11 protein-coding genes are annotated in these 14,998 nt (G+C 72.9%); all 11 read right to left on the bottom strand.

Features of this window, described 5'->3' with window-relative positions; translation table 11 throughout:
• Positions 1–14: 14 nt before the first annotated feature.
• Positions 15–1,748: a proline--tRNA ligase gene (locus ABZ956_RS04075; RefSeq protein WP_361886477.1), complete on the bottom strand. Its 1,734-nt coding sequence runs from the start codon at positions 1,746–1,748 to the stop codon at positions 15–17.
• 75 nt (positions 1,749–1,823) lie between these two features.
• A complete protein-coding gene (locus ABZ956_RS04070) occupies positions 1,824–2,357 on the bottom strand; it encodes a GNAT family N-acetyltransferase (RefSeq protein WP_361886474.1) in 534 nt (177 codons plus the stop codon).
• Between the two features lie 37 nt (positions 2,358–2,394).
• Complete coding sequence (locus ABZ956_RS04065) at positions 2,395–3,240, bottom strand: GNAT family N-acetyltransferase (protein ID WP_361886471.1); 846 nt, start codon at positions 3,238–3,240, stop codon at positions 2,395–2,397.
• Positions 3,241–3,418: 178 nt separating this feature from the next.
• The gene (ispG, locus tag ABZ956_RS04060) at positions 3,419–4,576 is read right to left on the bottom strand and encodes a flavodoxin-dependent (E)-4-hydroxy-3-methylbut-2-enyl-diphosphate synthase (protein ID WP_311614070.1); all 1,158 of its coding nucleotides are present in this window, start codon (positions 4,574–4,576) and stop codon (positions 3,419–3,421) included.
• A 134-nt stretch (positions 4,577–4,710) separates the two neighbouring features.
• Positions 4,711–6,012, bottom strand: a complete 1,302-nt coding sequence (locus ABZ956_RS04055; protein ID WP_361886468.1) for a site-2 protease family protein — start codon at positions 6,010–6,012, stop codon at positions 4,711–4,713.
• Complete coding sequence (gene dxr, locus ABZ956_RS04050) at positions 6,009–7,283, bottom strand: 1-deoxy-D-xylulose-5-phosphate reductoisomerase (protein ID WP_361886466.1); 1,275 nt, start codon at positions 7,281–7,283, stop codon at positions 6,009–6,011. Before dxr ends, ABZ956_RS04055 begins: the two co-directional genes overlap by 4 nt.
• Positions 7,284–7,356: 73 nt before the next feature.
• Positions 7,357–9,291 (bottom strand): acyl-CoA dehydrogenase family protein, encoded by a 1,935-nt coding sequence (locus ABZ956_RS04045; RefSeq protein ID WP_361886463.1) that lies wholly within the window; start codon positions 9,289–9,291, stop codon positions 7,357–7,359.
• 152 nt (positions 9,292–9,443) lie between these two features.
• Positions 9,444–10,166: a response regulator transcription factor gene (locus ABZ956_RS04040; RefSeq protein ID WP_361886460.1), complete on the bottom strand. Its 723-nt coding sequence runs from the start codon at positions 10,164–10,166 to the stop codon at positions 9,444–9,446.
• On the bottom strand, positions 10,132–11,391 hold the full coding sequence (locus tag ABZ956_RS04035; RefSeq protein WP_361886457.1) for a sensor histidine kinase: 1,260 nt from the start codon (positions 11,389–11,391) through the stop codon (positions 10,132–10,134). The genes ABZ956_RS04040 and ABZ956_RS04035 overlap by 35 nt, the downstream gene beginning before the upstream one ends.
• Positions 11,392–11,669: 278 nt before the next feature.
• Positions 11,670–13,115 carry an aldehyde dehydrogenase family protein gene (locus ABZ956_RS04030; protein WP_361886454.1) on the bottom strand — a complete coding sequence of 482 codons (1,446 nt, stop codon included), beginning with the start codon at positions 13,113–13,115 and terminating at the stop codon, positions 11,670–11,672.
• Positions 13,116–13,313: 198 nt separating this feature from the next.
• Positions 13,314–14,954 (bottom strand): PucR family transcriptional regulator, encoded by a 1,641-nt coding sequence (locus ABZ956_RS04025; protein ID WP_361886452.1) that lies wholly within the window; start codon positions 14,952–14,954, stop codon positions 13,314–13,316.
• Positions 14,955–14,998 lie beyond the last annotated feature (44 nt).

Here is a 14,998-nt window from a genome sequence, read left to right as displayed (position 1 = left end):
TCAATCTCCCCCAGCTACCGCTGGGAGGTGCCCCCAGACGGGCTGATTTTCGCCTCCGTCAGTCTCGACACCGCCTCGTCCACCGGCAGTTCCTCCTTCGCGCCCGTGCGGCGGTCCTTCACCTCGACCACGCCGTCGGACGCCCGGCGGCCCACGACCAGGATGGTCGGCACTCCGATCAGCTCCGCGTCCGTGAACTTGACGCCCGGTGAGACGCCGGCCCGGTCGTCCAGCAGGACGCGCACCCCCGCCTTGGCCAGGCGCTCGGCCACCGCGTCGGCCAGTTCGCCCTGCACGGCCTTGCCGGCGGCCACCACGTGGACGTCTGCCGGGGCGACTTCGCGGGGCCAGCACAGGCCGGCGCCGTCGTGGGTCTGTTCGGCGAGGGCGGCCACGGCGCGGGAGACCCCGATGCCGTACGAGCCCATGGTGACGCGGACGGGCTTGCCCTGCGGGCCGAGGACGTCGAGGGCGAACGCGTCGGCGTACTTGCGGCCGAGCTGGAAGATGTGGCCGACCTCGATGGCCCGCCCGATCTCCAGGCCCGCGCCGCAGCAGGGGCACGGGTCGCCGGGCTCGACCACGACGACGTCGATGTAGCGGTCGACGGTGAAGTCGCGGCCGCAGACGACATCGCGGGCGTGGGTGTCCGGTTTGTTGGCGCCGGTGATCCAGGCCGTGCCGGGCGCCACGCGCGGGTCGGCGAGGTAGGGCACGTCCTCGGGCAGCCCCTGCGGGCCGACGTAGCCGCGGACGAGCCCGGGGCGGCCGGCGAAGTCCTCGGCCGTCACCAACTCCACGACGGCCGGGGCCAGGTGCTCGCCCAGCTTGCCCAGGTCCACCTCGCGGTCGCCGGGCACGCCGACGGCCGTGATCGTGCCGTCGACCTTGACGAGCAGGTTCTTCAGGGTGGCCGAGGCGGGCACGCCCAGGTACTCGGCGAGGGTGTCGATGGTGGGGGTGTCGGGGGTGTCCAGCTCCTCCAGCGGGCCGTGGCCCGAGGGGTCGGCGGGGGTCACGACCGTGGTCACCGCCTCGGTGTTGGCGGCGTAGTCGCAGCTGGGGCAGTCCACGAAGGTGTCCTCCCCGGCCGCCGCGGGGGCCAGGAACTCCTCGGACGCCGAGCCGCCCATCGCACCGGAGACGGCGGAGACGATCCGGTGGTCCAGGCCCAGGCGGTCGAAGATCCGCGTGTAGGCGGCGCGGTGCAGGCGGTAGGACTCGGCGAGGCCCTCGTCCGTGGTGTCGAAGGAGTACGAGTCCTTCATCTGGAACTCGCGTCCGCGCAGCACGCCCGAGCGGGGCCGTGCCTCGTCCCGGTACTTGGTCTGGATCTGATAGAGGATCACCGGCAGGTCCTTGTAGGACGTGCACTGGTCCTTGACCGTCAGGGTGAAGATCTCCTCGTGCGTGGGCCCGAGGAGATAGTCCGCGCCCTTGCGGTCGCGCAGCCGGAACAGCTGGTCGCCGTACTCCTTCCAGCGGCCGCTCGTCTCGTACGGCTCCCTGGGCAGCAGCGCGGGCAGCAGCACCTCCTGGCCGCCGATGGCGTCCATCTCCTCGCGCACGACGCGGGTGACGTTGTCGAGGACCTTCTTGCCGAGCGGCAGCCAGGTCCACACCCCCGCCGAGGAGCGGCGCACATAGCCGGCGCGGACCAGCAGCTTGTGGCTGGCGGTCTCGGCGTCGGCCGGGTCGTCGCGCAGCGTCTTGATCATCGTCGTGGACATGCGCTGGACGTGGGCCATGGCTGCTCCTGCGTACCGTGCCGGGGTGATGGCGAGGAGACTAGCCGTCGGCGCGGGCGGCCGGGAAACGTTTTCTCAGCCCAGCAGCGGCAGCGGCGCCCCCATCACGGCGTACGGGCTCGGCGCGCTCGGGAAGAGGACGTGGCGCGCCAGGTCCCGGTAGCCGAGCTTGCGGTAGAGCGCCCGGGCGGGGCTCTCGCGGTCGACGGCGGAGAGGATGGAGCGGGGCTCGGTGGCGGTGGCCGTGATGGCGGTGATCAGGCCGCGCCCGATCCGCCGGTTCTGGAAGGCGGGGTGGACGTGCAGTTCGGTGATGACGAAGGAGTCGTCCAGCCAGTCCTCGCAGCCGTTGGCGCGCAGGTACGGCTCGACCACCGTGGACCACCAGTGCGTGCGGTCGTTCGGCATCCCGTAGACGAAGCCCACGAGCCGGTCCTCGGGCGTGGTGGCGCCCAGGGCCCGGGCGCCGGGGCAGGCCAGATGCCGGAGCACGATGTGGCGCCGTACGCCGACCTCCTCGGGCGTGAGCCCGAAGGCGACGGCCTGCACGGCCAGCGCTTCGTCCACCCGGGCGGCGAGATCGAGCGGTGCGACCGCGATGTCATTCATGCGGGGAGGCTACCCGTCCGTAGGTCCGTCGGTCGCCTCAGAACAGCACGCTCATGAAGGCGCCGACTTCCTCGAAGCCCACGCGGCGGTACGTGGCCCGCGCGGCGGTGTTGTAGTCGTTGACGTACAGGCTCACGACCGGGGAGACCTCCCGCAGCGCGTGCCGCAGGACGGCGGCCATGCCGGTCACGGACAGACCGCGGCCGCGGTGCTCGGGGGCGACCCAGACGCCCTGGATCTGGCAGGCCCGGTCCGTGGCGGCGCCGATCTCGGCCTTGAAGACGACGCGGCCGTCCTCCACGCGGGCGAAGGAGCGGCCCGAGCCGACGAGCTCGGCGACGCGGGCCTGGTAGAGCAGGCCGCCGTCGCCGGCGAGCGGGGAGACGCCGACCTCCTCGGTGAACATGGCCACGCACGCCGGCATGATCACGTCCATCTCGTCCTTGCGGACGCGGCGGACGAACGGGTCGGGCTCGATGCCGGCGGGCATGGACCGGGTGACCATGAGCGGTTGGTGGGCGCGGACCTCGCGGGCGGGGCCCCAGTGGGGTTCGAGGAGGGACCACAGCTCGGTGGTGGCCTCGGCGGGGCCGACGATGGAGGAGCAGCGGCGGCCGGAGCGGCGGGCGCGGTCGGCGAAGGCCCGTACGGCGTCGGGGCCGGCGCAGATGGGGACGAGGTTGGCGCCCGCGTAGCACAGCGACTCCAGGCGGCCGCCCGCGTACCAGCCCCACATCTCGCCGCCGAGCCGCCAGGGGTCGAGCCCGGCGACCTGGACGCGTGCCGCGACGAAGGCGTTGGCGACGGGATCGCGGTCGAGGACGGCGAGGGCGGCGTCCAGTTCGCCGGGCTCCAGGACCTTGGTGGTGGTCGTCGTCAGCACGTGTGGGATTGCCTCACCGTCGCGGGCCGGGGGCCATGGGGGAACAGGTCCTGGCACTGTACCTCCAGCCTTGTGCGGGATACCTCCCTCGCGGGCGGATATGGCGCTGCCCCGTCCCTTCGCGGGGCGGGGCAGCGGTGGTGCGGGTGTGCGCCCGGCGGGCGGGGGTGGGCCTGGGTCAGCCGGCGACGCTGATGGTGGGCTCGCCGGAGGCGACGCCGTCCTTCTCCATCTGCTCGGCGATCTTCATGGCCTCTTCGATGAGGGTCTCCACGATCTTGGACTCGGGAACGGTCTTGATGACCTCGCCCTTGACGAAGATCTGGCCCTTGCCGTTGCCGGAGGCGACGCCCAGGTCGGCCTCGCGGGCCTCGCCGGGGCCGTTGACGACGCAGCCCATGACGGCGACGCGCAGCGGGACCTCCATGCCCTCCAGGCCCGCGGTGACCTCCTCGGCCAGCTTGTAGACGTCGACCTGGGCGCGGCCGCAGGAGGGGCAGGAGACGATCTCCAGGCGGCGCTGGCGGAGGTTGAGGGACTCCAGGATCTGGATGCCGACCTTGATCTCCTCGGCCGGCGGGGCGGACAGCGAGACGCGGATGGTGTCGCCGATGCCCTCGGAGAGCAGGGCGCCGAAGGCGACGGCCGACTTGATGGTGCCCTGGAAGGCCGGGCCGGCCTCGGTGACACCCAGGTGCAGGGGGTAGTCGCACTGGGCGGCGAGCTGGCGGTAGGCGTTGACCATGACGACCGGGTCGTTGTGCTTGACCGAGATCTTGATGTCGCGGAAGCCGTGCTCCTCGAAGAGGGAGGCTTCCCACAGGGCGGACTCCACGAGGGCCTCGGGGGTGGCCTTGCCGTACTTCTGCAGCAGGCGGCGGTCCAGCGAGCCGGCGTTGACGCCGATGCGGATCGGGGTGCCGGCGTCGCCGGCGGCCTTGGCGATCTCCTTGACCTTGTCGTCGAACTGCTTGATGTTGCCCGGGTTGACCCGGACGGCGGCACAGCCGGCGTCGATGGCGGCGAAGACGTACTTCGGCTGGAAGTGGATGTCCGCGATGACCGGGATCTGGGACTTCCTGGCGATGATCGGCAGGGCGTCGGCGTCGTCCTGGGTGGGGCAGGCGACGCGGACGATCTGGCAGCCGGAGGCCGTCAGCTCGGCGATCTGCTGCAGCGTGGCGCCGATGTCCGAGGTCCGGGTCGTCGTCATCGACTGGACGGACACGGGGGCGTCGCCGCCGACGGCCACGGATCCGACCTGGATCTTGCGGCTGACCCGGCGGTCGGCGAGCTTGGTCGGAACGGACGGCATTCCCAGCGAAATCGCAGTCATCTGGCGAGCAACCCCAAGGTCTTAAATCATGGTCCCGAGATCGGCGGGCTCCGGTCTCCGAGGTTACGGCAAACGCCGGACGGGCTGGAAATTCAGCACGTCCGGCGTTCGGCCGTACGGGGCTGCGCCCCGCCTCAGGTGAGGCGTACGGGGTTCACCACGTCCGCGATGAGGACGAGGATGGTGAAGCAGATGAAGATCCCCGCCACCACATAGGCGACCGGCATCAGCTTGGCCACGTCGAACGGGCCCGGGTCGGGGCGCCGGAAGACCTTGGCGAAGGCACGCCGCACCGACTCCCACAGGGCTCCCGCGATGTGTCCGCCGTCCAGCGGCAGCAGCGGCAGCATGTTGAAGAGGAACAGCGAGAGGTTGAAGCCGGCGACCAGGAACAGCATGGTCGCGATCTGCTGCGACGGCGGGATGTCGAGGTTGAACACCTCGCCGCCGACGCGGGCGGCGCCCACGACGCCCATGGGCGAGTCGGCCTTGCGCTCGCCGCCGTCGAAGGCGGCGTTCCACAGGTCCGGGATCTTGCCGGGCAGCGCGATGAGCGATTCCACACCGGACTGGACCATGTCGCCCATCCGGTCGACGGACTGGCCGAAGGACTGCTGGACGACGCCGGTGGCGGGCGTGAAGCCGAGGAAGCCCGCGGTGACGTACTGGCCCTTGAGGGGGGCGCCCTTGCTGTCGTACTTCTGGACCTGGTTGGAGATGAGGTCCGCGCTGAGGGTCTTCTCCTGCCCGTCGCGGACGACGGTGATCGTGGCCGGGCCGGTGGTCCTGCGGATCTCCTTCTGCAGGGTCGTCCAGTCGGTGGCCTTGTGGCCGTTGAACGCGACGATCCTGTCCTTGGGCTGCAGGCCGGCGGCCTTGGCCGGGGAGTCCTTGGCGCCCTGGGGGCACTTGTCCGTGGCGGCGCTGGCGGAGACGACGCACTCGGAGACGGCGGAGACGGTGGTGGTCTGGGTGTTGACGCCGAACGACATCATCACGCCGAGGAAGATCACCACCGCGAGGACCAGGTTCATGAACGGCCCCGCGAACATCACGATCACGCGCTTCCAGGGCTTGCGCGTGTAGAACATCCGCGTCTCGTCGCCGGGCCGCAGCTCCTCGAAGGCCGCCGAGCGGGCGTCCTCGACCATGCCGCGCCAGGGGGAGGTGGAGCGGGCGCTTATGCGGCCGTCCTCGCCGGGCGGGAACATGCCGATCATCCGGATGTAACCGCCGAGCGGGATGGCCTTGATGCCGTACTCCGTCTCGCCCTTGCGGCGGGAGAAGATCGTCGGCCCGAAGCCGACCATGTACTGCGGCACCCGGATGCCGAACATCTTGGCGGTGGAGAGGTGGCCCAGCTCGTGCCAGGCGATGGAGAAGAGCAGGCCCACCACGAAGACGACTATCCCGAGGACGGTCATCAGTGTCGTCATGCGCGGGCCTCCGAGGTCGCTTTCGCCGTACGGGCGCCCTTACGGGCCGCCAGTTCGCGGGCCCGGGCGCGCGCCCAGGTCTCCGCTTGCAGGACGTCCGAGACGGTCAGGCGGGTTCCCGCGGCGGGGGTGCCGTGTTCCGCGACCACCTCGGCGACGGTGTCCACGATCCCATTGAACGGCAGCTGCCCGCTCAGGAACGCATCGACGCACTCCTCGTTGGCGGCGTTGAAGACGGCGGGCGCGGTGCCGCCGAGGCCGCCGACGTGCCGGGCGAGGCCGACCGAGGGGAACGCCTCGTCGTCGAGGGGGAAGAATTCCCAGGTGGAGGCCTGGGACCAGTCGAAGGCGGGGGCGGCGTCGGGCACCCGCTCGGGCCAGCCGAGGCCGATGGCGATGGGGCCGCGCATGTCGGGCGGGGTGGCCTGGGCGAGGGTGGAGCCGTCGGTGAATTCCACCATCGAGTGGACGTAGGACTGCGGGTGGACGACGACCTCGATGCGCTCGAAGGGGATGTCGTACAGCAGGTGGGCCTCGATGACCTCGAGCCCCTTGTTGACCAGGGTGGCCGAGTTGATCGTGATCACCGGTCCCATGGACCAGGTGGGGTGCGCCAGGGCGTCCTGGGGGGTGACGGAGGCCAGCTCGGCCTTGGTGCGGCCGCGGAAGGGGCCGCCGGAGGCGGTGACGACCAGCTTGCGGACCTCGGCGCGGGTGCCGCCCAGCAGGGCCTGGAAGAGGGCCGCGTGCTCGGAGTCGACGGGGATGATCTGCCCCGGCTTGGCGACGGCCTTCACCAGCGGGCCGCCGACGATCAGGGACTCCTTGTTGGCCAGGGCCAGGGTGCGGCCGGCCTCCAGGGCGGCGAGGGTGGGCGCCAGGCCGATGGAGCCGGTGATGCCGTTGAGGACGGTGTGGCACTCCCCGCGGGCCAGCTCGGTGGCCGCGTCGGGCCCGGCCAGGATCTCGGGCAGCGGCTCGCTGCCGTACTGCGCGGCGAGCGCCTCGCGCAGCGCGGGCACCTTGTCGGCCTGGGCGACGGCGACCGTGCGCACCCGCAGCTGCCGGGCCTGCTCGGCGAGGAGGCCCACCCGGCCGCCGGCGGCAGACAGGCCGGTCACCGTGAAGCGGCCGGGGTTGCGCAGCACGAGGTCGATGGCCTGGGTGCCGATCGAACCGGTCGAGCCGAGGATCACGATCTCGCGCGGTCCGCCGCCCGCCGGAACGGCGGCGGAGTAGCGCAGGTGCGGGTCAGCGAGGGAGTCCGTCATCCCTCCATTGTGGCCGCACCGCCGGGCCTGCCCGACAGGGGCGTCCCGGCGGTGCGGCCATCGGGTGGTCCGCTCAGTGGATCGGGCGGTGGACGTTCGCGGCCTTGGAGGGGCCGGGGGTGGCGTCCGCGATCCAGGGGCCCTCGCCGCTGGGGTCGACGATGCCGGCCTCCAGCCACGCGTACGAGCCGGCCATCACGCCCGAGACGACCTTGCGGTCGAGCTCGTCGGTGTTGGTCCACAGCCGCCGGAAGAGCTCTTCCACGCGGATGCGGGACTGGCGGCAGAAGGCGTCGGCGAGCTGGTACGCCTCGCTGCCGTGGTCGCCGCGGCTGCGCAGGTGCTCGGCGCGTACGCAGGCGGCGCTCATGGCGAACAGCTCGGCGCCGATGTCGACGACGCGGCCCAGGAAGCCCTGCTTGGTCTCCATGCGGCCCTGCCAGCGGGACATGGCGTAGAAGGTGGAGCGGGCGAGCTTGCGCGAGGAGCGCTCGACGTAGCGCAGGTGGCCGGAGAGGTCGCGGTGGCCGGCGGGGTGGAACTCGGCGTAGGTGCGCGGCAGCTGTCCGGGGCCGGTGACGAGCTTGGGCAGCCAGCGGGCGTAGAAGCCGCCCGCGCGGGCGCCGGCCCTGGCCTTGTCGCCGAGGGACTTGTCCGGGTCGATGAGGTCACCGGCGACGGAGAGGTGGGCGTCGACGGCCTCGCGGGCGATGAGCAGGTGCATGATCTCGGTGGAGCCCTCGAAGATGCGGTTGATGCGCGAGTCGCGCAGCATCTGCTCGGCGGGGACGGCCCGCTCGCCGCGGGCGGCCAGTGAGGCGGCGGTCTCGTAGCCGCGGCCGCCGCGGATCTGGACCAGCTCGTCGGTCATCAGCCAGGCCATCTCGCTGGCGTAGAGCTTGGCGAGCGCGGCCTCGATGCGGATGTCGTTGCGGTCCTCGTCCGCCATCTGGCTGGACAGGTCGAGGATGGCCTCCAGGGCGAAGGTGGTGGCGGCGATGAAGGAGATCTTCGCGCCGACGGCCTCGTGCTTGGCGATGGGCTTGCCCCACTGTTCGCGCGCGGTGGACCACTCGCGGGCGATCTTCAGGGCCCACTTGCCGCCGGAGACGCACATGGCGGGGATGGACAGCCGGCCGGTGTTCAGCGTCGTCAGGGCGATCTTCAGGCCGGAGCCCTCGGGACCGATGCGGTTGGCGGCGGGCACGCGGACCTGGTGGAAGCGGGTGACGCCGTTCTCGATGCCGCGCAGGCCCATGAAGGCGTTGCGGTTCTCCACCGTGACGCCCTCGGCCGCCGCCTCGACGACGAAGGCGGTGATGCCGCCCTTGTGCCCCTCGCTCCTGGGCACCCGGGCCATGACGACGAGCAGGTCGGCGACGACGCCGTTGGTCGTCCACAGCTTCACGCCGTCGAGGATGTAGTCGTCGCCGTCGGGCACGGCGGTGGTCGCCAGCCGGGCCGGGTCGGAGCCGACGTCGGGCTCGGTGAGGAGGAAGGCGGTGATGTCGGTGCGCGCGCAGCGCGGCAGGAAGGTGTCCTTCTGCTCCTGGGTGCCGAAGAGCTTGAGCGGCTGGGGCACTCCGATGGACTGGTGGGCGGAGAGCAGCGCGCCGACGACGGGGCTGGCGGAGCCCACCAGGGACAGGGCCTTGTTGTAGTAGACCTGGGTCAGGCCCAGGCCCCCGTACTTGATGTCGATCTTCATGCCGAAGGCGCCGAGCTCCTTGAGCCCGTCGACCGTCTCGTCCGGGATCTTCGCTTCGCGCTCGATGCGGGCGCCGTCGATCCGCGTCTCGCAGAAGTCGCGCAGCTTGGAGAGGAACTCCTCGCCGCGCCGGACGTCCTCCGGGGCGGGGGTGGGATGCGGGTGCAGCAGGTCGAGACGGAACCGGCCGAGGAAGAGTTCCTTGGCGAAGCTGGGCTTCTGCCATCCCTGCTCCCGGGCCGCTTCGGCGACCTGGCGCGCTTCGCGCTCGGAGACCGGTCGTACGGATGGTGCGGTCATCTGGCACCTCACCGCTTCAGTCGGGGCGGTTGTCCCGGTCGACTACCGACCGGTGCTACTCGTCCGTATGTACCTACCCCATCCGTACGGGGTCTACCAGACCCCGGTCAAGGTTCCGGCCCGGGCGCGTGGGGCGTGTGCGGGGGCGCGCGCTAGCTGGACGCGCCGGGGGTGACCAGGCCGCTCTCGTAGGCGACCACCACCGCCTGGGCGCGGCTGCACAGGCCCAGCTTGGCCATGGCGCGGTTGAGATGGGTCTTGACCGTGGCCTCGCTGATGACGAGCTCGGAGGCGATCTCGGTGTTGGACAGGCCGCGCCCGGTCAGCCGCAGCACCTCCGTCTCCCGGCCGGTGAGCCCCTCGAGCGCCTCCTGCGGCGCGGGCTCGGGGTCCGGGGCGCGCCGGGCGAACGCCTCGACCAGGCGGCGGGTGACCGTCGGCGCGAAGAGGGTGTCACCGCCCGCCACGGCCGTCACGGCGGCGAGCAGGCGCTGCGGGCCCGCGTCCTTCAGCAGGAAGCCCGCGGCTCCCGCGCGCAGCGCCGCGTACACGTACTCGTCGAGGTCGAAGGTGGTCAGGACCAGCACCCGGGGCGCGGGGTCCACGGCGGCTTCCAGGATGCGCTCGGTGGCCGTGATGCCGCTGAGGCCGGGCATCCGGATGTCCATGAGAATCACGTCGGGCCGGTGCTCGGCGGCCAGCGCGATGGCCTCCTCGCCGTCGGCCGCCTCGCCGACGACCGCCATGCCGGGGGCGGCGCGCAGCAGGGCGGCGACTCCGGCGCGGATGAGGATCTGGTCGTCCACGACGAGGACGCGGATGTCGGCGGCCGCGCCGGCCTCACCGGCCCCGCTCCGTTCGGCCTTCCCGGTCATCCCCGGTCGTCCCTCTCCCCCGCACCGGCGACTTCAGGGGGAGGGTGAGCCGGACCTCGAACCCGCCCTCGGCGCGCGGGCCGGCGGCCAGGGATCCCCCGTAGATCCTGGCGCGCTCGCGCATGCCGATCAACCCGTGACCGCCCGACGGCGACGGGATGGCCGGAACTGCACCCCGGCCGTCGTCGGTGACCCGCACGGACAGCTGGTGCGGCCGGAATTCGACGCGGACGGTGGCGCGGGCGGGGCGGGCGTGCTTGATGACGTTCGTGAGCGCCTCCTGCACGACGCGGTACGCGCACAGGTCCGGGCCCTGGGGCAGCGGCCGCCGCTCCCCCACCACCTCCAGCTCGACCGCCACGCCCGCGGCCCGGACGCGTTCGGCGGTCTCCTCGAGCCGGTCCAGGCCGGGCGCGGGCTGGTACGGGCCGTCGCCGGGGTTCTCGCCGACGCCCTCGGGGCCCACGCGCAGCACGGACAGGAGCCGGCGCAGCTCCTCCAGCGCCTCCCCGCTGGAGGCCGAGATCGTGCCGAGGGCGTCGCGGGCGGTCGCGGCGTCGCTGGTGAACACGTAGTGGGCCAGGCCCGCCTGCACGGAGATGACGGACATGTGGTGGGCGACCACGTCGTGCAGTTCCCGGGCGATGCGGACCCGCTCCTCGGCGACCGCGCGGCGGGCGTTCTCCTCGCGCTCGCGGCGCAACTGGCCGGTCAGCTCCGACAGGGTGCGGTTGCGGTGTGCCAGCCGGCGGGCGTTGTCGCCGAACTTCCAGATGATGAAGGGCACGACCAGGGCCTGGGCCACGGCGGTCGCCACGTCGTTGCTCCGGGAGAGCGCGGCGCCCAGGATCCAGACCGCCGCGAACGTCACCCCGCAGACCGCCGCATGGGCCGCGCGGCAGCTCGCGGCCACCGTGTACAGGGCCAGCATCAGGGCGCCGCTGTTGACGACGGGCCAGAACCCGGCGGCGATGTACCACAGCCATAAGACGGTGGCGGCCGCGAAGACGGTACGGGGCGCGTGGCGGCGCGCGGCCAGCACGAGGTTGGTGGCGCAGATCAGGGCGTAGCCCAGGGCGTCGGGCCGGTCCCAGTACCAGCCCTCGGGCGGGCGCTCGGTCGCCAGCAGCAGTGCCACGATCGTGAAGCCCACCGCCATCGGCACGTCCAGCGCCGCGCGCGGCCACTCCGCGATCCTGCGTTCCAGTGCCCGCACCGTCCACATCGCCGCAGCGTAACCGCGTACCGGCAGGCGGAGCATCGGTCGGGCGGAGGCTGCCGGCCTACCGCGTGGGGTGGAGACGGAAGGGCGACTACCGCGTGGGTTGAGGGCGGAATTCCACCCGTTACGGGACGACTGCGGGCGACGGCCCGCCTAGGGTCATGAGGGTCGGCGCGCAGTGGGCGCACGGGGGGACACGGGGGACGCGCCGGCCACGGGGGACAGCAGTGCGCTCCGGCCCATGGTGCCGGAGCGCACTGCTCTGTCGCTGTTTGACGCGGTTACAGGTTCAAACCCGTCAGGACCAGGACACGCTCGTACGTGTAGTCGTCCATCGCGTAGCGCACGCCCTCACGGCCCACGCCGGACTGCTTGGCGCCGCCGTAGGGCATCTGGTCCGCACGGTAGGACGGGACGTCACCGATGATCACGCCACCGGTCTCCAGCGCGCGGTGCGCGCGGAAGGCGGTCTGCAGGTCGTGGGTGAACACGCCCGCCTGCAGGCCGTACGGGGAGTCGTTGACCGCCGCGAACGCCGCGTCCTCGCCGTCGGCCTTGGTGAGGGTCAGGACGGGGCCGAAGACCTCCTCGCAGGCGATCGTCACGCCGGCCGGGACGTCCGCCAGGACGGTCGGCGCGTACGTGGCGCCGTCGCGCTTGCCGCCCGCGAGCAGCGTCGCGCCCGCCGCGACGGCCTCGTCGACCCAGGACTCCACGCGCTTGGCGGCGTCCTCGCTGACCAGCGGGCCGACATCGGTGGCGGCGTCGGACGGGTCGCCCGTCACCTGCGCCTCGACGGCCGCGACGACCTTGGGGACCAGCCGCTCGTACAGCGAGGCGTCGGCGATGACGCGCTGCACGGAGATGCAGGACTGGCCGCCCTGGTAGTTGGAGAAGGTGGCGATGCGCTGCGCTGCCCAGTCCAGGTCCTCCTCGGAGGACCAGTCGGCCAGGACGACGGCCGCGCCGTTGCCGCCGAGCTCGAGGGTGACGTGCTTGCGCGGCGCGGAGTCGAGGATCGACCAGCCGACCGGGCCGGAGCCGGTGAAGGAGATGACCGGCAGCCGCTCGTCCCGCACCAGGGCGGGCATGCGGTTGTTGGGCACGGGCAGGACGCTCCAGGAGCCCGCCGGCAGGTCCGTCTCGGCGAGGATCTCGCCGAGCACCAGGGAGGAGATCGGGGTCGCCGGGGCCGGCTTGAGGATGATCGGGGCGCCGACGGCGATGGCCGGGGCGACCTTGTGCGCGCTCAGGTTGAGCGGGAAGTTGAAGGGCGCGATGCCGAGCACGGTGCCGCGCGGGAAGCGGCGCGTCAGCGCGAGGCGGCCGGTGCCGCCGGCGTCGGTGTCCAGGCGCTGGGCGTCGCCGGCGTTGAAGCGGCGCGCCTCCTCGGCGGCCCAGCGGAAGACGGAGACGGCACGGCCGACCTCGCCGCGCGCCCACTTGATGGGCTTGCCGTTCTCGGCGGAGATCAGCTGGGCGATCTCCTCGGTGCGCTCGGTGAGCCGCTTGACGACGTGGTCGAGGGCGGCGGCCCGGACATGGGCGGGGGTCGCGGCGAACTCGTCCCGCACGGCGTGCGCGGCGGCCACGGCCTCCTCGACCTGCGCCTCGGTGGGCACGCTCACGGTGCCGACGAGACGACCGTCCCAGGAGTTCGTGACGTCGAAGGTCTCCTCGCCGGTGGCCTCGCGGCCGGCCAGCCAGAACGCGTGGGGAGCAGTCACGGATTCCCTCCGGGGGGTGCAGACGTAATGGGGCTCCCCCACCGTAGGTGCGGTGCGACCCCCGGCTGTTTATCCGTGATGGAGCGCGCGACCGCGCGGGTGCACCGCTATGGCGTGGACAGTCCAGCCCGTCCGGTGATTGGGGACAAGAGACGGTGAGAGGGCGGGGCAGGGGCACCGTCCGTCCCCCGGCGCCCGCTAGGCCGGCGGCCCGGACGTCGCCTTCAGGGCCAGCCACAGCTCCATGCGGGCGTCCGGGTCGTCCAGGGAGCGCCCCAGGATCTCCTCGACCCGCCGCATCCGGTAGCGCAGCGTATGGCGGTGGACACCCAGATCGGCGGCCGCCGCGTCCCACTGGCCGTGCCGCGACAGCCATGCGCGCAGGGAGGCGACCAAGTCGCCGCGGCCGGTCGCGTCGTGTTCGTACAGGGCGCGCAGCGTGCCCTCGGCGAAGGCGCGCACGGCGTCGTCGGCCAGCAGGGGCAGGACCGAGCCGGCGGCCACCTCCTCGTGCTCGACGAGGACGCGGCCGCGGCGGCGGGCGACGGACAGGGCCTGTTCGGCCTGGCGGAAGGCGGCGGCCGCACCCGTGGGGCCGGTCGGTGCGGACAGGCCGAGGGCCGGCCCGGTGCCGTCGGCCGAGGACGAGGACGCAGCGGCGGCGCCGCGTTCGTTGTTCCGGCGGGACGCGGCCGTGCGGGCGTACGCGAGGCAGGCGTCGACGGCCGCGCCGCCGTCGGTGGCGAGGACGAGGATGCGGTTCTCCTCCGGAACCACCAGGACCGGCTCGGCCACCCGGCTCGCCGCGGTCTCCACGGCGTCCGCCAGCGCGCCCAGCGGGTCCTCCGCCGTGTCCTCCGCCCGCTCCTCCTCGGCGGCGGCCGGGACGGCCTCCGCCACCAGCATGCGGAACGGCGCGTCCAGCAGCCCTCCGTACAGCTCCCCCGCCACCGCCCGGGCGTGATCCGGCTCGCCGGCCAGCAGCATGCGCAGCACGGCCGCGCCCAGGCGCTGCTCGGCGTCCTGCAGGGCGCGCGAGCGCTCGGTGGTGAGGGTGAGCAGGGCGATCGCGGAGTGCACGGCGTAGCGCTCGGCGGTGCCCAGCGGCTCGTCCGTGCCGACGGCGAGGACGCCCCGGGTGCGGCGGCCGGTGCCCAGGGACTGCAGCTCGACGCGGTCGCCGCCCTCCTCGGCGTCGTCCGAGCCGACGACCACGCTGGCGGGCGCGGGCCGCTCCCGCAGCCTGGCGACGTCGGCGCCCAGCCGGGCCGCGCGGCGCGCCGCCCAGTCGGGTGCGGCGGCGACGACGGCGCCCGAGGCGTCGTACAGCGCGGCCCAGCCGCCCAGGTGCGCGGCGAGCCGGGTGATCAGCGCGGCCGGTCCCTCGGGGGCGAGCGCGGCCCGGGTCAGTTCGCGCTGGGCCTCGAAGCCCGCGGTCACCGCGCGGTACTGGTCGGCGGCGATGGCCGCGGAGACGGCCTTGGTGATGGCGAGGAAGGGGGTGCGGCGCGGCACCTCGAGCAGGGGCAGGCCCTCCTCCCGCGCCGCTTCGACGAGGGCGCCGGGCACCTGGTCGTAGTTGACGCCGACGGCGAAGCCGAGCCCGACCACGCCGGCCCGCACCAGCCGCCGCACATAGCGGCGCATCGCCTCCCGGTCCTCGGCGTCGATCTTCATGGCCGTGATGAGCAGCAGCTCGCCGCCGTCCATCCACGGCACGGGATCGGCCAGCTCGCTGACGTGCGCCCAGCGCACGGGCGTCTCCAGGCGGTCCGCCCCCGCGAGCACGGTGAGCTTGAGCGCCGAGTGCTGGACGAGCGAGGCGAGCGTGGGCGGCATGGATGACGGACCTTCGACGGGAGGGGAAGTGCACCGTCCCGTAT

The organism is Streptomyces sp. NPDC046261 (assembly GCF_040646235.1).
Classification (GTDB): Bacteria; Actinomycetota; Actinomycetes; order Streptomycetales; family Streptomycetaceae; genus Streptomyces.
This window is presented reverse-complemented; position numbering and strand designations above follow the sequence as displayed.